The following is a 17,793-nucleotide window of genomic DNA, read 5'->3' as shown; positions in this document are numbered from 1 at the left end:
TCACCGCCACCCCTGCTTTCTTTGTCGGGTCTCTACGAACACCCGAAAGATTCTCTGCTGCGCGTCACGACTTCGCGCGACCCCTTGTCCAGAGGTTTACCCGTGAGTAGCGTTCGCGCTGTCGTGCGTACATGAGGTAACAGCGGAAGAGGGTGGGCGCCGTGGTGCGCAGACCGATAGCTGCCGCAGCTGCGGCTGCGCTGTTCGTCGAAGCCATCGGAATAGTTTTCGTCAACTGGATCCTCGGCAAGGTCGTTGACGGCCAGTCGATGTCCCTGGCCGGCCTGGACCCCGGAGCCATGGCCACTTCCACCTGGGCGATGGGCGGCCTCTTCGGCCTCTATCTGGCGATCTGCGGAGTGGTGCTGCTGCGCAGCGCGCTGTCGGACAGGCCGCCGGGCCGCATCGGCCGCATCCTGCTGATCGTGTGCGCCGTGGTGCATGTGGTGCTCGGGGCGCTGACGGTCGGCCTGGTGGGCTGGTCCGCGTTCGCGCTGATGATGGTCGAGTTCGGGCTGATCGTGCTGGCGCTCATCGCGTACGGCCCGCGGGTCGAGCGCGATGAGGCGGACCCGGTGGACGCGCCGATGGCGGGGCCGGAGAACGGGGCGCCCGCGCCGGCCTGATGCGCCGTGGCCGCGCTCCGGCGGGCGTCACACCCACAGGTCGGTGATCGAGATTCCCAGCTCGCCGAGGAGTCGCCGCAGTAGCGGCAGCGACAGGCCGATGACATTGCCGTGGTCGCCGTCGATGGAGTCGATGAACGGCGCCGAGCGGCCGTCGAGCGTGAAGGCGCCCGCGACGTACAACGGCTCACCGGTCGCGACGTACGCGGCGATCTCGGCGTCGGTCGGCTCGCCGAAGCGGACCGTGGTGGACGCGGTGGCGGCGGCCCTGCGCCCGGTCGCGGTGTCGATCACGCAGTGGCCGGTCCGCAGGATGCCGACGCGCCCGCGCATGGACTTCCAGCGGGCGGTGGCGTCCTCGGCGTCGACGGGCTTGCCCAGCGCCTCGCCGTCGAGTTCGAGCACGGAGTCGCAGCCGATGACCAGCGCGCCGGAGGCCTCGTCCCGCCCCGCGACGGACGCGGCTTTCGCCTCCGCGAGTACGAGCGCCAGCTCGCCCGGGGTAGGGGCGGTCACGGCGTCCTCGTCGACCCCACTGACAACCACCTCAGGAGCGAGCCCGGCCTGCCGCAGCAGCGCGAGGCGGGCGGGGGAGGCGGAGGCGAGGACGAGACGGCGGCGGGGATCAGTCATACGGGTCATCGTACGAGGCGCTGGTCAGGGCTCAGGCGTCGAGTGGCAGGATGCGGAAGGCCTTGAAGCCCTTGGTCAGCGGGGTGATGGCCCTGAAGTCGTGCTGATCGAGGGTGAAGATCCGGTCGGTTCGATACCGGTCGGCCAGGACGACGCCGACTGCATCCGCGAGGTCGAGCCGCAAGCCTTCGTACTTCTGCCGCACTTCGTGCGCTGCTACGAGATCCACGGGGTGCAGTGTGGCGAGTTTGTACTGACCGTCCACAAGGCGCTCGTTGACGGCTTCCATGACGCGAAGTGCCTCCGGAAACCCGAGGTGGCACTGGGCGAGATGGTCGAGCTCCGTGACGACGAGCGGGGAGATCGCCAGTGTCTCCTGCGCCATGATGCGGACGGCGCCGCCATGTTCGGGCTGGGTGGCGTCGAAGGCCGCGAAGACGGCCGAGGTGTCGGCAACGATGATCAACGCCTGGCCGCCCTTTCCTTGATGCGTTCGTAAATGGCGTCGTCCATCTGCTCAGGCGTGAGCGAACGGCCGCTGTTGAACGCGGGCAGAGGGTGGTTGCTCTTTGGGCCGGGACGAGTTGTCGAGGAGCTGGGCGATGCCCCGGCGGATGAGCTCGGCCTTGCTGACTCCGGTGGCTGCCGACTCGGCGTCCAGGCGGAGCTCAAGCTCCTCGGGAAGGTACACCGTGGTCTTTTTCATGCCCTATGGGTACCAGCCTGTATGGCAGGGTGGCAGGGTGGCAGTTTCAGTGGATGCCGAGCACGAACATGGCGATCACCATCGCCAGCGCCAGCAGCAGCCCCATGCGACGAAGCATCGCCTCCGTCTCACGCAGCTCTTTTGGCGGCTCGTTCTCCGGGTCGGACCACAGCATGCAATCGATCCTGCGGCCCGTGACGCCTCCGGCGCCTGAGTATCCGTACTCAAACGCCGCCCCACCTACGGACTAGTCCCCCTGGGGCCTACGGGCCTACAGGCCTACGGCCACGTACGCCCCCGCCCGTGCCGCCGCGAGGGCCGCGCCCGCCGCCCGGTCCGCGTCCGCCTCGGCCACCGCTTCGCGGCTGACCGCGAAGCGGTAGTACAGCGGCGCGGAGACCGCCCGGATCACCTCGCCCGCGTCCGTCCCGGCCGGCACCTCGCCGCGCTCGACGGCCCGCTCCACGCAGGGCGCCCACTCGCGGATGCGGGTCGCGTAGAAGCCGTTCAGCGCGGTCGCGCACTGCGCGTCGCACGCGGCGGCGGCGATGACGGCCTGGAACACGGCGCCCATCCGGGGGTCGGTAAGGGTCTGCCGTACGAGACGGGCGTTGGTCAGCAGGTCGCCCTCAAGTGAGCCGGTGTCGGCGGCGGGCAGGGACTGCTCGGCCATGTCGCGCAGAAGATCGGCGATCAGGCCGACCGACGAGCCCCAGCGCCGGTAGACGGTGGTCTTGCCGACGCCCGCGCCCGCCGCGACGCGGTCCATGTTCAGCCCGTGGAAGCCCTGTTCGACGAGTGCGTCCTGGGTGGCGTCGAGCACGGCGGCGCGGACCTTGGCGGTCCGGCCGCCCGGCCGCACGCTGCCGGGCGTGGCCTCCGGACCGCTGGGCGCCGCTTCCGGACCTTCCAAACGGGAATTCTGTTCCATTAAAGGCTCCGGCTCTGTTACGGTCCTCATATCCTAACGGAACTCGCCGCCCATTAGGGCGATCGAAGGAGCATTGCCGTGCACATTCACCGCGTACGCCGCACCGCGGCACCCGTCCTCGCCGCCGCCCTCGCCCTCGGCCTGCTCGGCGCGGCGCACGCGTCGTCCGCACCGGCCGCGTCCCCGCGGCCCGCCCCCGCCAAGCCGCCCTCCGCCCGCTGGACCGCCGCATGGGGTGCGTCGCCGCAGAGCCCCGCCATCGGCTTCACCCCGAACTGGTCGCAGGAGGGCTTCTCCGGCCAGACCGTCCGCCAGGTCGTCCGGGTCACCGCCGCCGGTGAGCGGGCCCGTATCCGCCTCTCCAACGCGTACGGGACCTCCCCGCTGCGCATCACCGGCGCGACCCTCGCCCGTACGGACAAGGGGGCCGCCGTCGAGCCGGGCAGCGTCCGCCACCTCACCTTCGCCGGGAAGCGGTCCGTGGCGATACCGGCGCACGGCGAACTGCGCAGCGACGCCGCGCAGTTGGGGCTGAAGCGCCTGGAGTCGGTGACCGTCACCCTCTACCTCGCCGGGACCACAGGGCCCGCCACCTTCCACTCCCAGGCCTGGACCGACAGTTACCGCGCCGAGGGGGACCGGCGCGGCGCCACCTCCGCCGCCGCCTTCACCGACGCCACCCAGTCCTGGTACTACCTGTCGGGCGTCGAGGTCGGCGGTGGCGAGCGCCCCCGCACCGACGGCATCGTCCTCTTCGGCGACTCCATCACCGACGGCTTCGGCTCGACCCCGAACACCGACCGCCGCTACTCCGACGCCCTCGCCGAGCGCACCGGGCGCCCCGTGATCAACCAGGGCATCGGCGGCAACCTCCTTCTCAACGACTCGGCCTGGTACGGCGAACGGGCCACCGCCCGCTTCGGCCGTGACGCACTCGACCAGCCCGGCGTCTCCACCGTCGTCCTCCTCGAAGGGCTCAACGACATCGGCTTCAGCGAGGCGAAGGACCAGCCCACCTACAAGCCGTCGCCCGTCGTACCGGCCGCCGAGCTGATCGCCGGATACCGGGAGTTGATCCGCGCGGCGCACGCCAGGGGCCTGCGGATCGTCGGCGCCACGCTGCTCCCGCTCAAGGGCTCCGACCACTGGGGCGAGCACGCGCGGCAGGTCAGCGACGAGGTCAACGACTGGATCCGCACCTCGGGGGAGTTCGACGCGGTCGCCGACTTCGACAAGGTCCTCGCGGACCCGGCCGACGCCGAACGCCTCAACCCGGCGTACGACTTCAAGGACGGCCTGCACCCGAATGACGCGGGGTACCGGCTGATGGCGAAGACGGTCGCGGCCGTCCTCTGAGACGCGCGGAGGGGGAGACGCGCGGAGAGGGACGCGCGGAGGGCCGGACCCGGCACGCGGGTCCGGCCCTCCTTGTGCGGCGTCCCGATGTGCGGCGCCACGCCGTCCGGCGTCACGCGGGCCAGTACGTCCGGCTCCACGCCTGCGGGCCTGGCTGCGGCATCGAATGCCGCGCCACCCGCGCCGGGTCCGCCCAGGCGGCTGCCGGCTCGTGTGCGCCGGACGGCGAGTTCTCCGCCGCCGCGGCGCGCGCTTGGACTACCGCGAGTGCGGCGGCCAGCTCCTCCGATGTCGGGTTGCCCCGTACGACCTTGATCATCCGAACGACCCTTTCTGGAGTCCTGCAGTCCTGCAGTCCTGGAACTAGAGCGGGATGTTGCCGTGCTTCTTCGGCGGCAGCGACTCACGCTTCGTACGCAGCTGGCGCAGCCCGCGCACGATGTGGCGGCGGGTCTCCGACGGCATGATCACTGCGTCGACGTAACCGCGCTCCGCCGCGACGTACGGGTTGAGCAGGGTGTCCTCGTAGTCGGCGATCAGCTCGGCGCGGGCCGCCTCGGGGTCGTCGGATGCGGCGATGGTCCTGCGGTGCAGGATGTTCACCGCGCCCTGCGCGCCCATGACCGCGATCTGCGCGGTCGGCCAGGCCAGATTGAGGTCGGCGCCCAGGTGCTTGGAGCCCATCACGTCGTACGCGCCGCCGAAGGCCTTGCGGGTGATAACGGTGATCAGCGGGACCGTGGCCTCCGCGTACGCGTAGATCAGCTTTGCGCCGCGCCGGATGATGCCGCCGTACTCCTGGTCCACGCCCGGCAGGAAGCCCGGCACGTCCACGAAGGTGAGGACCGGCACATTGAAGGCGTCGCAGGTGCGGACGAAGCGCGCGGCCTTCTCGGAGGCGTTGATGTCCAGGCAACCGGCGTACTGCATAGGCTGGTTGGCGACGATGCCCACCGGGCGGCCCTCGACCCGGCCGAAGCCGGTCAGGATGTTCGGTGCGAACAGTGCCTGGGTCTCCAGGAACTCCGCGTCGTCCAGGACGTGTTCGATGGCGGTGTGCATGTCGTACGGCTGATTGGCGCTGTCCGGGATGAGGACGTCGAGCTCACGGTCCTCGTCGGACGTCTCCAGGTCCGCCACCTCGGGATAGGCGGGGGCCTCGGTGAGGTTGTTCGAAGGCAGGTAGGACAGGAGGGACTTGACGTACTCGATGGCGTCCTTCTCGTCCCCCGCCATGTGGTGCGCGACACCCGATGTGGTGTTGTGCGTACGCGCGCCGCCCAGCTCCTCGAAGCCCACGTCCTCACCGGTGACCGTCTTGATGACGTCGGGCCCGGTAATGAACATGTGCGAGGTCTGGTCGACCATCACCGTGAAGTCGGTGATTGCGGGCGAGTACACCGCGCCGCCCGCGCACGGGCCGACGATCAGGCTGATCTGCGGTACGACGCCCGACGCGTGGACGTTGCGGCGGAAGATCTCGGCGAACAGGCCGAGCGCGACCACACCCTCCTGGATGCGCGCGCCACCGCCGTCGTTGATGCCGATGACCGGGCAGCCGGTCTTCAGCGCGAAGTCCATGACCTTGACGATCTTCTCGCCGTAGACCTCGCCGAGCGAGCCGCCGAAAATGGTGAAGTCCTGCGAATACACGCAGACCGGGCGGCCGTCGACCATGCCGTAACCGGTGACGACACCGTCGCCGTACGGGCGGTTCTTCTCGATGCCGAAGTTGGTCGAACGGTGCCGCGCGAACTCGTCGAGCTCCATGAACGATCCCTCGTCCATGAGCAGATCGATCCGCTCGCGCGCCGTCAACTTGCCCTTGGCGTGCTGCTTTTCGACCGCGCGCTCGGAGCCCGCGTGCGTCGCCTCATCGATACGGCGCTGCAGATCCGCGATTTTTCCCGCGGTCGTGTGCGCGGTCGTCTGACTGTTCTGTGCATCGACATCGGCGTTGGCGATCTCGGCCTCTGACATCGGGATGGGGCTCCCTGCCTGGTCAACGGACGGCTACTTCGGCTACTGACACGTAGCGTAGCGGCGCGGATGCCACTCGGCAGTGCGTCGTTTGCCACACCTACGCTGGGTTGCATGACGCCTCCGGATGCTCCAGACGCACGCTGGTCCGACCTCGGCCGACCGCCGCTGAACGCCCCCGCGCTGCGCCGCGCGCTGCTGCGGCCCGGCGGACTGTGGACGTCGCTGGACGTCGTGTCCGCCACCGGATCGACCAACAGCGACCTAGCCGCGCGCGCGGGCGACCTGCCCGAGGGCGCGGTGCTCGTCGCCGAGGAACAGACCAGGGGCCGGGGCCGCCTCGACCGCCAGTGGTCGGCGCCCGCGCGCTCCGGGCTGTTCTTCTCCGTACTCCTGAAGCCCACCGAGGTGCCCATCGAGCGCTGGGGCTGGCTGCCGCTGCTCAGCGGCGTCGCGGTGGCCACCGCGCTGTCCCGCTCGGCGGGCGTCGACACGGCCCTGAAGTGGCCCAATGACCTGCTGGTCACGATCGACGGCGAGGAGCGCAAGGCTGGCGGCATCCTCGCGGAGCGCGCGGCGGACGGCGTCGTGGTCGGGATCGGCATCAATGTCTCGCTCACGGAGAAGGAGCTGCCGGTGCCGGGCGCGGGCTCGCTGCTGCTCGCGGGCGCGGCCTCCACCGACCGCGATCCGCTCCTTCGCGCGGTACTGCGCTCGCTGGGCCAGTGGTACGCCGATTGGCGTACCAGTGGCGGCGACCCGGCGGCCAGCCGCCTCCAGGAGGCGTACGCGGCGGGCTGCTCGACACTCGGCCGTACGGTACGGGCCGAACTGCCCGGCGGCCGGTCGCTGACCGGGGAGGCGGTGGCGGTCGACGGCGACGGGCGGCTGGTGCTGGCGACGGCGGAGGGCATGCAGCAGCCGGTGGGGGCGGGCGACGTCGTACACCTGCGGCCGGGTCCGGGTACAGGGGGGACACCGGGGACTGGGGAGTGAGGTAGGGCACACCTGCCGTATCGTTGAGGCGATCCGCGACAGATCGCGCGACGACCGAACGGCAGGACACAGGCAGTGCGCAGGGAACGGGCAGGAGGCGGCAGGTGACCGTCGACGACGGGACCTCCCGTGCGGGGTCCCCTGCGGGGGGCGGAGCGGGTGCGGCGCCGCGAGGTGACGGTGTGACGTCCCGCGCGGGTACCGGCGCGGACGAAGGCGCGCCCGCACGGGCGAGTGGCGGAGCTGCGGGCGGTGACGGCGGGGCCTCCCGTGCCGTTGCGGCCGCGGACGGGGCCCAGTCCCGGGCAGGTGACGGCGCGGGTGCCGAGCCGGGCGGCGGTGCGCGGTCCGGTGCGAACGACCATGCCGCGGACGGTGCTCAAGCCCGTGTCGGGGACGGTTCCGGGGCGCGGGGTCCGGACGACGCCGAGGTCGGGGCCGGTTCCGGGTCCTGGCGGGCGTCGCGGTCTCAGGAGGACACGGAGTCGGACGGGACCGGGCCGTGGGCCGAGGGGTCTGCCGAGGAGGACGAGATCGAGGCCCGGATGGAGCCCGAGGTCTCGCTCCACCCCACCCCGCACCACGCCGTCGACCACACCGCCGAGCCGACCGACGACCCGCTCGCCATCCGTCTGGAGCAGCTGATCCTCGGCGCCGAGCGCCGTTATACGCCCTTCCAGGCGGCCCGTACCGCAGGCGTCTCGATGGACCTCGCCTCCCGCTTCTGGCGCGCCATGGGCTTCGCCGACATCGGGCAGGCCAAGGCTCTGACCGAGGCGGACGTCCTGGCCCTGCGCCGCCTCGCGGGACTGGTCGAGGCCGGGCTGCTGAGCGAGCCGATGGCGGTGCAGGTCGCCCGGTCCACCGGGCAGACCACCGCCCGGCTGGCGGAATGGCAGATCGATTCCTTCTTGGAGGGTCTGACGGAGCCGCCCGAGCCCGGCATGACCCGTACCGAGGTCACGTACCCCCTGGTCGAGCTGCTCCTCCCGGAGCTGGAGGAGTTCCTGGTCTATGTGTGGCGGCGCCAGCTCGCCGCCGCGACCGGCCGGGTCGTCCAGGCCGCCGACGACGACGAGATGGTCGACCGGCGGCTCGCGGTCGGCTTCGCGGACCTCGTCGGCTTCACCCGGCTGACGCGCCGGCTGGAGGAGGAGGAACTGGGCGAGCTGGTCGAGGCGTTCGAGACGACCGCGGCGGACCTGGTCGCGGCGCACGGTGGCCGGCTCATCAAGACCCTCGGCGACGAGGTCCTGTACGCGGCGGACGACGCGGGCACTGCGGCGGAGATCGCGCTGCGGCTCATCGAGACGATGGCCAACGACCAGGCGATGCCCGCCCTGCGCGTCGGCATCGCCTTCGGCACGGTCACCACGCGGATGGGCGACGTCTTCGGTACGACGGTGAATCTGGCGAGCCGGCTCACGTCCATAGCGCCGAAGGACGCGCTGCTGGTGGACGAGGCGTTCGCCGAGGAGCTTTCGCGGACCGGGGACGCGCCGGTTTCCGAGGCGGAGGCGGCTGTGGAGGCGGAGAAGGCCGAGAAGGAGGGCGTGGAGCCGCCCTCGTACCGGTTCGCGCTTCAGCCGATGTGGCAGCGGCCGGTGCGGGGTCTTGGGACGGTCGAGCCTTGGTTGCTGACGCGGCGGACGACGCCGTAGCGGGTGCGGGCCGGTGGGGGTGCGGGTGCCGGTGCGCGGGGCTGTTCCCCTACCCGCCCCTTCCCGCAACTGGGGCTCCGCCCCAGACCCCGGTCCTCAATCGCCGGACGGGCTGAAGATTGCCGTATGCGGCAACCTCTTCAGCCCGTCCGGCGATTGAGGACACGCCCGAAGGGCGTCCAGGGGTCCGGGGGCCTCCCCCGGCTTCGGGAAGGGGCGGGTAGGGGAACAGCTCGCCGCAGGCGCCCCCACTAGGATCGCCCCGGTAACGGTCGTTAACCGGGAGGGCACCCGCATGAGCACGAGCGAGCAGCAGCAGCCGTCGCAACCGCAGCAATTCGGTGAGTTCGTCGCCGTACGACGGCACGGCGACGGCGGGCACGTGGCCGAGCTGGTGCTCGACCGGCCCAAGGCGATGAACGCCGTGTCCACCGACATGGCCCGCTCCATCGCCGCCGCGTGCGACGCGCTCGCCGCGGACCCCTCGGTACGGGTCACCGTGGTGACCTCCAGCAGCGCGCGTGCCTTCTGCGTCGGGGCCGACCTCAAGGAGCGCAACTCCTTCACGGACGCCCAGTTGGTGCGTCAGCGCCCGGTCGCCCGGGGTGCGTACACCGGGGTGCTCGACCTGCCGATGCCCACGATCGCCGCCGTGCACGGCTTCGCCCTCGGCGGCGGCTTCGAGCTGGCGTTGGCCTGCGACCTGATCGTGGCGGACGCCACCGCCGTGGTCGGGCTGCCCGAAGTGTCGGTCGGCGTGATCCCAGGTGGCGGCGGTACGCAGCTGCTGCCGAGGCGGGTCGGCGCGGCGCGGGCGGCCGAGCTGGTGTTCACGGCGCGGCGTGTGGAGGCGGCGGAAGCGGCCTCGCTCGGGCTCGTCGACCAGCTGGTGGACGCGGGGCAGGCCCGCGAGGAGGCGCTGGCGCTCGCGGCGCGTATCGCCGGAAACTCCCCGGTGGGGCTGCGCGCGGCGAAGCGCGCGATGCGGCTCGGGCACGGTCTCGACCTGCGGGCGGGCCTGGAGGTCGAGGACGCCGCGTGGCGGTCCGTGGCCTTCTCAGGCGACCGCGCGGAGGGCGTCGCGGCGTTCAACGAGAAGCGCAAGCCGCACTGGCCGGGCGAGTAGGCGGGGACGACGGAAAGGCCGTAGTCATACAAATCACCCTAAGGTGGGGTGATGGGTGAGGATGCGCGGCTGCGGGCCGTAGTGACGCTGGCGCAAGCCATGGCAGCGGCGCACACCCCGCGCGAGTCCTGGCGGGCGGCGGCGCTGGGCGCGCGGGACGCGCTGGGCGGCAGCTTCGCCGCCGTGTCGGTGTGGGAGCGCGAGCTGGGGCGGCTGCGGGTGCTCGTCAATGCGGGCGAGCTCGCGGAGGGCGAGGAGGACTTCCCCGAGGAGGAGACGTATCCCGTCCACCAGTTTCCGGAGATCGCGGAGTTCCTGCACGAGCAGTGGGCGGGCGGCGGTGAGCCCAACGCCTGGGTCGAGACGGCGGCGGGACCGGCCGGGGACGACGCCGACTCCGCCGGGTACTGCCATCAGCGGGTCGCCGCGCTGCGCCGCCGCGGGCGCGGCTCGTGTGTGGTCGCGCCGATCGTGCTGCGCGGGCGGGCCTGGGGCGAGCTGTACGTCGCCAGGCCGACCGGAGCCCCGGTCTTCGGCCGGTCCGACGCGGACTTCGCGACGGTGCTGGCGTCGGTGGCCGCGGCGGGCATCGCGCAGACCGAGCGGCTGGAGGAGGTCCGCAGGCTGGCCTACACCGACCCGCTGACCGGGCTGGCCAACCGCCGCGCCGTCGACATGGGCCTGGACGCGGCGGTGGAGCGGCACCGGACGTTGGGCACGGTCGTCAGCCTCGTCGTCTGCGACCTGAACGGCCTCAAGCGGGTCAACGACACGCACGGTCACGCGGTCGGCGACCGCCTCCTGGAGCGCTTCGGCTCCGTCCTGTCCCTGTGCGGGGCGATGCTGCCGGGCGCGCTGGCCGCGCGGCTCGGCGGCGACGAGTTCTGTCTGCTCGCGGTCGGCCCGTCGGCGGACGAGGTCGTGCGGGTGGCCGAGGAGCTGTGCGTACGGGCCGGGGAGATGGAGCTGGGCGAGGGCGTCGCCTGCGGGGTTGCCTCGACCGGCGACCCCATCGGCGAGATGCACTCGGCCCGCAGGCTGTTCCGCCTCGCGGACGCGGCGCAGTACCGCGCGAAGGCGGCGCGGGCGGCGAAGCCGGTGGTGGCGGGCCGCGACGGGGCGGTGGTCAGGCTGGCGGACACACCCCCGCCCGCCCCGCACGACCGCCGTCGATTCCGGGGGCGGACCTGAGGGCTGTCGGTCGGGATGGTCACAGGTAAGGGTCTGTCCCGCCGTCCGGTAGTGACATCGAGGAATTCAGTCCGTAGGGTTCTGAATATGGATATGCACAGGCACACAGTCGTGTTGGGGACGTCCGGGACCACCCCCGAGGACGTCATCGCCGTAGCCCGGGGCAATGCCCGTGTCGAGCTCTCCGCCGAAGCCGTCGCCGCCCTCGCCGCATCCCGCGAGATCATCGACGCCCTGGCCGCCAAGCCCGAGCCCGTGTACGGCGTCTCGACCGGCTTCGGGGCCCTGGCCTCCCGCCACATCAGCCCGGACCTGCGCGCCCAGCTGCAGCGCAACATCGTGCGGTCGCACGCCGCCGGCATGGGCCCGCACGTCGAGCGCGAGGTCGTACGCGCGCTGATGTTCCTGCGGCTCAAGACCCTGGCCACCGGCCACACCGGCGTACGGCCGCATGTCGCGCAGACCATCGCCGACCTGCTCAACGCGGGCATCACGCCCGTCGTGCACGAGTTCGGCTCGCTCGGCTGCTCCGGCGACCTCGCTCCGCTGTCCCACTGCGCGCTGGCGCTCATGGGCGAGGGCGACGCCGAGGGCCCCGACGGGACGCTGAAGCCCGCCGGTGAGCTGCTCGCCGCGCACGGCATCGTGCCCGTGGAGCTGCGCGAGAAGGAGGGTCTGGCGCTGCTCAACGGCACCGACGGCATGCTCGGCATGCTGATCATGGCCATCGCCGACCTGAAGCGGCTCTACACCTCCGCCGACATCACCGCCGCGCTGAGCCTCGAAGCGCTGCTCGGTACGGACAAGGTGCTCGCCCCCGACCTGCACGCAATCCGGCCGCACCCCGGCCAGGGCGCCAGCGCCGACAACATGCTGCGGGTGCTCGCCGGGTCCGAGCTCACCGGCCATCACCAGGACGACGCGCCGCGCGTCCAGGACGCCTACTCGGTGCGCTGCGCCCCCCAGGTCGCGGGCGCGGGCCGCGACACGATCGCGCACGCCCTCACCGTCGCCGGGCGCGAGCTGGCCTCGGCCGTCGACAACCCGGTGGTGCTGCCGGACGGACGCGTCGAGTCCAACGGCAACTTCCACGGCGCGCCCGTCGCGTACGTCCTGGACTTCCTGGCCATCGCCGCCGCCGACCTGGGCTCCATCGCCGAGCGCCGCACCGACCGGCTGCTCGACAAGAACCGTTCGCACGGCCTGCCGCCCTTCCTGGCCGACGACCCCGGTGTCGACTCGGGCCTGATGATCGCGCAGTACACGCAGGCCGCCCTGGTCAGCGACATGAAGCGACTCGCCGTCCCGGCGTCCGCCGACTCGATCCCGTCCTCCGCCATGCAGGAGGACCACGTCTCCATGGGCTGGTCGGCGGCGCGCAAGCTGCGCACCTCCATCGACAACTTGACGCGGATCGTCGCCGTCGAGCTGTACGCCGCCACCCGCGGCATCGAGTTGCGCGAGGGGCTCAAGCCCGCGCCGGCCTCGCGGGCGGTCATCACGGCGCTGCGTGCGGCAGGCGTCGAGGGGCCGGGCCCGGACCGTTTCCTGGCGCCCGACCTGGCCGCCGCGGACGCCTTCGTACGTGCGGGCAGGCTTGTGGAGGTCGTCGAGCCGGTGACAGGACCGCTCGCGTAACCAGGAGGCGGGTGGGCCGCGCGTCAGACCGGGCGCGCGGCCCGTCTCATCGAGAAGGCCACGAAGGCGGCGCCCGTACCGAGGAAGGCCGTGCCGCCGATCAGATACGGGGTGGTGTCCACGCCGCCCGTGTCGGCGAGCCTGAGGCCCTGGTCGGACGCGTCCGACTCCGTGGGCGCGGCGGAGTCGGCGGGGGCGGCAGCGGCGGCGGAGTGCTGCTCCGCCTGGGCCTGGGCCTTCTGGGTCCGAGCCTCCTGCGCCTGGGCCTCCTTCTCCGCGGTCGCGTTGGCGGACGGGACGAACCACAGGGCGCACAGCAGTGTGCCGGCGGCGGTGGCGGTCAGCAGTGGTCGACGTGCGGACACGTAATCGATCCCCCTTGATGGTGCCGGGAATTGGCCGTGTGCGCCGATGCTAATGAAAGCAACGGGTCGCGGGAAAGTCGTGAGGGTCAGGTGCCCTCGTCGGCGGCCGGGCAGCCTACGCTCGGACGCATGACTGAAACCGACACATCACGCTTTGTCCGGCTCCAGGTGGAGCTCGTCGTGGAAGTGACCGACCCAGGGGCCCTCAGTACAGCGGCCCTCGCCGCCGTCGCGGCGGACGCAGCCGGGGCGGACGGCGATCGCATGCATGCCCAGGACAGTGTCAGGGAAGACGTGGCGGAGGCCCTCGCCCAGCTCGTGGACCCGTTGGACCTGGTCGGCGACGTCCCCGGGGTGGTGCTCGCGCAGGCCTCGTGGAGCAGCGAGCAGATCGAATACGACCCTGAATCCTTGGAGTGGGACCTCGATGAGGAGGAAGTGGGGGACCGGGCGTAGCGTCCCTGGAGACCTCGTCATAGAACGTGGCATAGAACCTGTCGTAGAACGTGTCGTAAAACTTGTCGCATCAAAGCCGCCCGCCGCTGCAACCGGCGGCGGCGCGGCTGCGTCGATGAGATCGACGAACGAGTCGGCGGACAGAGCGAGCCGGCGTGCGCCGGCGGTCGCCGGCGAGTGGTGTTCCCCACATCTTCCCCGGATGTGGAACGGACGCGTCGGAATACGTGTTGTAAGACATTGGCAGGGAAACGCTGTCCAGCGGCTCTGCCCGGGGACGTGTGGGGAATCGGCAACGATGGAGAAGCGTGTGATGACGGACAGCAAGCGGCGCCGCAGGGGCCTGATGGCCGCGTCCGCTCTGCTCGGCGGCGTTCTGGTGCTTTCTGCCTGTAGCGGCGACGGCGACAAGGGCGGCAGTAGCGCCGACAGCTCGAAGAAGTCGCAGGCCGACGTGGACGCGGCGGCGGCCAAGGAGACCTCGAAGGCGCGAATAGCGATCACCCCCAAGAGCGGCGCCGACAACGTCGGGATCAACCGCGGCACCAAGGTCGCCGTCAGCGAAGGCAAGCTGACCGAGGTCGTGATGACCGCTGCCGACGGCACGAAGATCGCGGGCGCCATCGCCGCGGACGGCAAGACCTGGAAGCCGTCCGGCCAGCTGGAGCGCTCGACGACGTACAAGATCACTGCGACGGCGGCGGACTCCGAGGGCCGCAAGGCGCACGAGAACGGTTCCTTCACCACCGTCTCGCCCGCCAACAGCTTCATCGGGAACTTCACCCCCGAGGACGGCTCCAAGGTCGGCGTCGGCATGCCGGTGTCGATCAACTTCGACAAGGCGATCACCGACAAGAAGGCCGTCCAGGACGGCATCACGGTGACGTCGAGCAGCGGCCAGGAAGTCGTCGGCCACTGGTTCAGCCCGCAGCGCCTGGACTTCCGCCCCCAGGAGTACTGGAAGGGCGGCTCCGAGGTCTCCCTGAAGCTGGAGCTCGACGGTGTCGAGGGCGCCGAGGGGCTGTACGGCGTACAGGACAAGACGGTCAACTTCACCGTCGGCCGAAACCAGGTCAGCACCGTCGACGCCAAGACAAAGACCATGACGGTCACGCAGGACGGCAAGACGGTCAAGACCATCCCGATCTCCGCGGGCTCGGCCGACAACCCGACGTACAACGGCGCCATGGTGATCTCCGAGAAGTTCAAGGAGACCCGGATGGACGGTGCGACGGTCGGCTTCACCGACGACGACGGCAAGGGCGAGTACGACATCAAGGACGTGCCGCACGCCATGCGGCTGTCCACATCGGGCACGTTCATCCACGGCAACTACTGGGGCGCCGACTCGATCTTCGGCAGCGCCAACACCAGCCACGGCTGCGTGGGCCTGAACGACGCCAAGGGCGCCAACGACCCGAACCAGCCCGGCGCGTGGTTCTTCAACAACTCGATCGTCGGTGACGTGGTCGTCATCAAGAACTCCCCGGACAAGACGATCAAGCCGGACAACGGCCTCAACGGCTGGAACATGGACTGGGCGCAGTGGCAGGCCGGCTCCGCCGCCTGATCCGCTTCACCTGTTCTGTACGGCGGCGGGCGTCACCCCTTGTGGGTGGCGCCCGCCGCCGTATGCGTTCCCGTGCCTGTGCCGGGACCTCCTCAGCCTCTGGGTGTACGTACCTCCGCGTCCGTGCCCCAACTCGCCAGCAGCCGCAGGGACTCCTGCGAGGGTGAGCCGGGCTCGGCGTGGAAGGTGACCAGGCACTGTTCGAGGTCGTCGGGCAGCCGGAGCGTCTCGTACGACAGGGTCAGCTCGCCCACCAGCGGGTGCTGCAGCCGCTTCGTGCCGTGGCCCTTGTCCTTCACGTGGTGCGCCGCCCACAGGCCCCTGAACTCGTCGCTCTTCACCGACAGTTCCCCGACGAGCGACGAAAGCAGCGGATCGTCCGGGAAGAGGCCCGCGTCCAGCCGCAGATAGCTGACGACCTCGCAGGCCTTGATGTCCCAGTCGACGTACAAATCCTTCGAGTTGGGGTCGAGGAAGATCAGCCGGGCGGTATTGCGCTCCGCCGCCGGCAGCGAAAGGAAGTCGCCGAGCAGGGCGCGCGCGAGACGGTTCCCGCCGAGGATGTCCGTGCGCCGCCCCACCACGTACGCCGGTACGCCCTCCATCGCGTCCATCAGCTGCTGGATCCCGGCCCGCAGCCGCTGCGGACGCGCCGCGCGCCTCTTCTTGGGCGTCGGCTTCGCGAGATGCGTGAGGTGGTCGCTCTCCGCGTCGGAAAGCTGCAGGGCGCGGGCGATGGCGTCGAGGACCTCGGTGGACACATTGCGGCCGTTGCCCTGTTCCAGCCGGGTGTAGTACGCGACGGACACCCCGGCCAGCTGCGCCAGCTCCTCGCGGCGCAGGCCCGGCACCCGGCGGTGCCTGCCGAAGTCCGGCAGGCCCACGTCCTCGGGCTTGAGCCGCGCCCGACGGGACCGGAGGAATTCACTCAGTTCGGCGCGCTGATCCATACCGACCAAGTATTCACCGTGCCGGGAAAGTGAGCCTGTCCCCGCCAGTGGTACGCACAGCAGTCGTAGGCACAACAGGGGGCTGGGTGAATGTTCCCAGCTCAGGCATGGTGGATGGCATGACCACTTCTGTTGCCGCATACGCCGCTCCCGCCCCCAAGGCCCCGCTGGAGCGCACCACCGTGCCGCTCCGCCCGGTCGGCGAGTACGACGTACTGATCGAGATCAAGTTCGCCGGGATCTGCCACTCGGACATCCACCAGGCCCGTGACGGCTGGGGCGAGGGCATCTTCCCGATGGTGCCCGGCCATGAGATCGCCGGCATCGTCACCGAGGTCGGACCCGGCGTCACCAAGTTCGCCGTCGGCGACCGCGCGGGCGTCGGCTGCATGGTCGACTCCTGCCGTGAGTGCGACAACTGCAAGGCCGGCCTGGAGCAGTACTGCAAGGCCGGCAACGTCGGTACGTACAACGCCGTCGGCAAGGACGGCGAGCCGACGTACGGCGGCTACCGCACCCACATCGTCGTCGACGAGAACTACACCCTGCACATCCCCGAGGGCATCGAGCTGGACGTCGCCGCGCCGCTGCTGTGCGCCGGCATCACGCTCTACTCGCCGCTCGCCCACTGGAACGCGGGCCCCGGCAAGAAGGTCGCCATCGTCGGCCTGGGCGGCCTCGGTCACATGGGCGTGCAGATCGCGCACGCGCTGGGCGCCGAGGTGACCGTGCTCAGCCAGTCGCTGCGCAAGAAGGACGACGGCCTGAAGCTGGGCGCCGACCACTACTACGCGACCAGCGACGAGGCGACCTTCGAGGCGCTCGCGGGCTCCCTCGACCTGATCATCTCCACCGTGTCGGCGCCGCTGCCGCTGGACAAGTACCTGGGCCTGCTGAAGACGGACGGCGCGTTCGTGAACGTGGGCGCCCCCGAGGAGCCGGTCTCGCTCAACCTCTTCTCCGTCATCGGCGGCCGCAAGACTCTCGCGGGCTCAGGCATCGGCGGCATCCGGGAGACCCAGGAGATGCTCGACTTCTGCGCGCTGCACGGGCTGGGTGCGGAGATCGAACTGATCAGCGCGAGCGAGATCAACGAGGCGTACGAGCGGGTCCTCACGAGCGATGTGCGCTACCGCTTCGTGATCGACAGCGCGACGATCTGACCGTCGCTGTTGGAGAGATTGCATTACCTGCGACGTAATCGACGCTCATGGCTCCTCCCGGCAGGATCGGCATTCACACCAGCCACTACCGGGAGGAACACCATGAGCGCGTACGCCGTCGGTCACCTGAAGCCCGCAGCCCAGCACAACGACGTCTTCGCGTACCTGGAGCGCATCCAGGCCACCCTCGACCCCTTCGGCGGCCATTTCCTCGTCCACGGCACGGAGGTCGAGGTCCGCGAGGGGGACTGGCCCGGCTACCTGGTCGTCATCGGCTTCCCGGACATCGAAAAGGCACGCGCCTGGTACGACTCCGAGGCGTACCAGGAGATCCTGCCGCTGCGCACCCGGCACATCACCGGCACGGTCGTCCTGGCCGATGGAGTGGCGCCGGGTTACGACGCGGCGCACACGGCGGCGACGCTCCGGAAGCTCGCGGTGTGAC

19 protein-coding genes and 1 pseudogene are annotated in these 17,793 nt (G+C 70.8%); 11 read left to right on the top strand and 9 right to left on the bottom strand.

From position 1 onward, the window contains the following. The first annotated feature begins 161 nt into the window (after nucleotides 1–161). Complete coding sequence (locus ABCR94_RS24310; protein WP_521977693.1) at nucleotides 162–626, top strand: hypothetical protein; 465 nt, start codon at nucleotides 162–164, stop codon at nucleotides 624–626. A gap of 27 nt (nucleotides 627–653) precedes the next feature. Here ABCR94_RS24310 and ABCR94_RS24305 read toward each other — a convergent pair whose 3' ends face one another. From ABCR94_RS24305 to ABCR94_RS24285, 5 genes and pseudogenes are all read right to left on the bottom strand, one after another. After that, complete coding sequence (locus tag ABCR94_RS24305) at nucleotides 654–1,268, bottom strand: Maf family protein (protein ID WP_347122152.1); 615 nt, start codon at nucleotides 1,266–1,268, stop codon at nucleotides 654–656. A 22-nt stretch (nucleotides 1,269–1,290) separates the two neighbouring features. Beyond that, nucleotides 1,291–1,725 (bottom strand): type II toxin-antitoxin system VapC family toxin, encoded by a 435-nt coding sequence (locus ABCR94_RS24300; RefSeq protein WP_347122150.1) that lies wholly within the window; start codon nucleotides 1,723–1,725, stop codon nucleotides 1,291–1,293. Beyond that, nucleotides 1,722–1,965 (bottom strand): annotated as a pseudogene (locus ABCR94_RS24295) (ribbon-helix-helix protein, CopG family). Before ABCR94_RS24295 ends, ABCR94_RS24300 begins: the two are co-directional and overlap by 4 nt. A gap of 46 nt (nucleotides 1,966–2,011) precedes the next feature. Continuing rightward, a complete protein-coding gene (mmpB, locus tag ABCR94_RS24290; RefSeq protein WP_347122148.1) occupies nucleotides 2,012–2,140 on the bottom strand; it encodes a morphogenic membrane protein MmpB in 129 nt (42 codons plus the stop codon). A 96-nt stretch (nucleotides 2,141–2,236) separates the two neighbouring features. Beyond that, complete coding sequence (locus ABCR94_RS24285) at nucleotides 2,237–2,896, bottom strand: TetR/AcrR family transcriptional regulator (RefSeq protein ID WP_347122146.1); 660 nt, start codon at nucleotides 2,894–2,896, stop codon at nucleotides 2,237–2,239. 78 nt (nucleotides 2,897–2,974) lie between these two features. On the opposite strand from ABCR94_RS24285, the gene ABCR94_RS24280 reads away from it, so the two are divergent. After that, complete coding sequence (locus tag ABCR94_RS24280) at nucleotides 2,975–4,252, top strand: SGNH/GDSL hydrolase family protein (RefSeq protein WP_521977690.1); 1,278 nt, start codon at nucleotides 2,975–2,977, stop codon at nucleotides 4,250–4,252. Nucleotides 4,253–4,364: 112 nt separating this feature from the next. Here ABCR94_RS24280 and ABCR94_RS24275 read toward each other — a convergent pair whose 3' ends face one another. Together ABCR94_RS24275 and ABCR94_RS24270 are read right to left on the bottom strand one after the other, a co-directional pair. Further along, the gene (locus ABCR94_RS24275; RefSeq protein WP_347122145.1) at nucleotides 4,365–4,571 is read right to left on the bottom strand and encodes an acyl-CoA carboxylase epsilon subunit; all 207 of its coding nucleotides are present in this window, start codon (nucleotides 4,569–4,571) and stop codon (nucleotides 4,365–4,367) included. Nucleotides 4,572–4,615: 44 nt separating this feature from the next. Beyond that, complete coding sequence (locus ABCR94_RS24270; protein WP_347122144.1) at nucleotides 4,616–6,232, bottom strand: acyl-CoA carboxylase subunit beta; 1,617 nt, start codon at nucleotides 6,230–6,232, stop codon at nucleotides 4,616–4,618. A 114-nt stretch (nucleotides 6,233–6,346) separates the two neighbouring features. Between ABCR94_RS24270 and ABCR94_RS24265 the strand changes: the two genes are divergently transcribed. The 5 genes from ABCR94_RS24265 to hutH all read left to right on the top strand — a co-directional run bounded on the left by ABCR94_RS24265 (nucleotide 6,347) and on the right by hutH (nucleotide 12,844). Beyond that, on the top strand, nucleotides 6,347–7,228 hold the full coding sequence (locus tag ABCR94_RS24265) for a biotin--[acetyl-CoA-carboxylase] ligase (protein WP_347122143.1): 882 nt from the start codon (nucleotides 6,347–6,349) through the stop codon (nucleotides 7,226–7,228). A gap of 545 nt (nucleotides 7,229–7,773) precedes the next feature. Further along, complete coding sequence (locus ABCR94_RS24260; protein ID WP_347122493.1) at nucleotides 7,774–8,889, top strand: adenylate/guanylate cyclase domain-containing protein; 1,116 nt, start codon at nucleotides 7,774–7,776, stop codon at nucleotides 8,887–8,889. Nucleotides 8,890–9,184: 295 nt separating this feature from the next. Beyond that, nucleotides 9,185–10,015, top strand: coding sequence for an enoyl-CoA hydratase/isomerase family protein (locus ABCR94_RS24255; RefSeq protein ID WP_347122141.1), 831 nt, complete (start codon nucleotides 9,185–9,187; stop codon nucleotides 10,013–10,015). A 51-nt stretch (nucleotides 10,016–10,066) separates the two neighbouring features. After that, the gene (locus ABCR94_RS24250) at nucleotides 10,067–11,206 is read left to right on the top strand and encodes a GGDEF domain-containing protein (RefSeq protein ID WP_521977686.1); all 1,140 of its coding nucleotides are present in this window, start codon (nucleotides 10,067–10,069) and stop codon (nucleotides 11,204–11,206) included. A 93-nt stretch (nucleotides 11,207–11,299) separates the two neighbouring features. Then, the gene (gene hutH, locus ABCR94_RS24245) at nucleotides 11,300–12,844 is read left to right on the top strand and encodes a histidine ammonia-lyase (RefSeq protein ID WP_521977839.1); all 1,545 of its coding nucleotides are present in this window, start codon (nucleotides 11,300–11,302) and stop codon (nucleotides 12,842–12,844) included. A 23-nt stretch (nucleotides 12,845–12,867) separates the two neighbouring features. Here hutH and ABCR94_RS24240 read toward each other — a convergent pair whose 3' ends face one another. Next, nucleotides 12,868–13,209, bottom strand: coding sequence for a hypothetical protein (locus ABCR94_RS24240; RefSeq protein ID WP_347122135.1), 342 nt, complete (start codon nucleotides 13,207–13,209; stop codon nucleotides 12,868–12,870). A 129-nt stretch (nucleotides 13,210–13,338) separates the two neighbouring features. Here ABCR94_RS24240 and ABCR94_RS24235 point away from each other — a divergent pair, with 129 nt between their 5' ends. Continuing rightward, entirely contained in the window at nucleotides 13,339–13,665 is a 327-nt protein-coding gene (locus ABCR94_RS24235; protein WP_347122133.1) for a hypothetical protein, read from the top strand. A 298-nt stretch (nucleotides 13,666–13,963) separates the two neighbouring features. After that, a complete protein-coding gene (locus tag ABCR94_RS24230; RefSeq protein WP_347122132.1) occupies nucleotides 13,964–15,235 on the top strand; it encodes a L,D-transpeptidase in 1,272 nt (423 codons plus the stop codon). Between the two features lie 92 nt (nucleotides 15,236–15,327). On the opposite strand, the gene ABCR94_RS24225 is transcribed toward ABCR94_RS24230, so the two are convergent. Then, nucleotides 15,328–16,185, bottom strand: a complete 858-nt coding sequence (locus ABCR94_RS24225; RefSeq protein WP_347122130.1) for a helix-turn-helix domain-containing protein — start codon at nucleotides 16,183–16,185, stop codon at nucleotides 15,328–15,330. A gap of 119 nt (nucleotides 16,186–16,304) precedes the next feature. Here ABCR94_RS24225 and ABCR94_RS24220 point away from each other — a divergent pair, with 119 nt between their 5' ends. Next, entirely contained in the window at nucleotides 16,305–17,348 is a 1,044-nt protein-coding gene (locus ABCR94_RS24220; RefSeq protein ID WP_347122129.1) for an NAD(P)-dependent alcohol dehydrogenase, read from the top strand. A 102-nt stretch (nucleotides 17,349–17,450) separates the two neighbouring features. Beyond that, nucleotides 17,451–17,792 (top strand): DUF1330 domain-containing protein, encoded by a 342-nt coding sequence (locus ABCR94_RS24215; RefSeq protein ID WP_347122127.1) that lies wholly within the window; start codon nucleotides 17,451–17,453, stop codon nucleotides 17,790–17,792. Nucleotide 17,793: the final 1 nt, after the last annotated feature.

This window comes from Streptomyces changchenzhani (assembly GCF_039766235.1).
GTDB lineage: Bacteria > Actinomycetota > Actinomycetes > Streptomycetales > Streptomycetaceae > Streptomyces.
The sequence above is the reverse complement of the archived record's forward strand: the minus strand, read 5'-3'. Positions and strand labels throughout refer to the sequence as shown.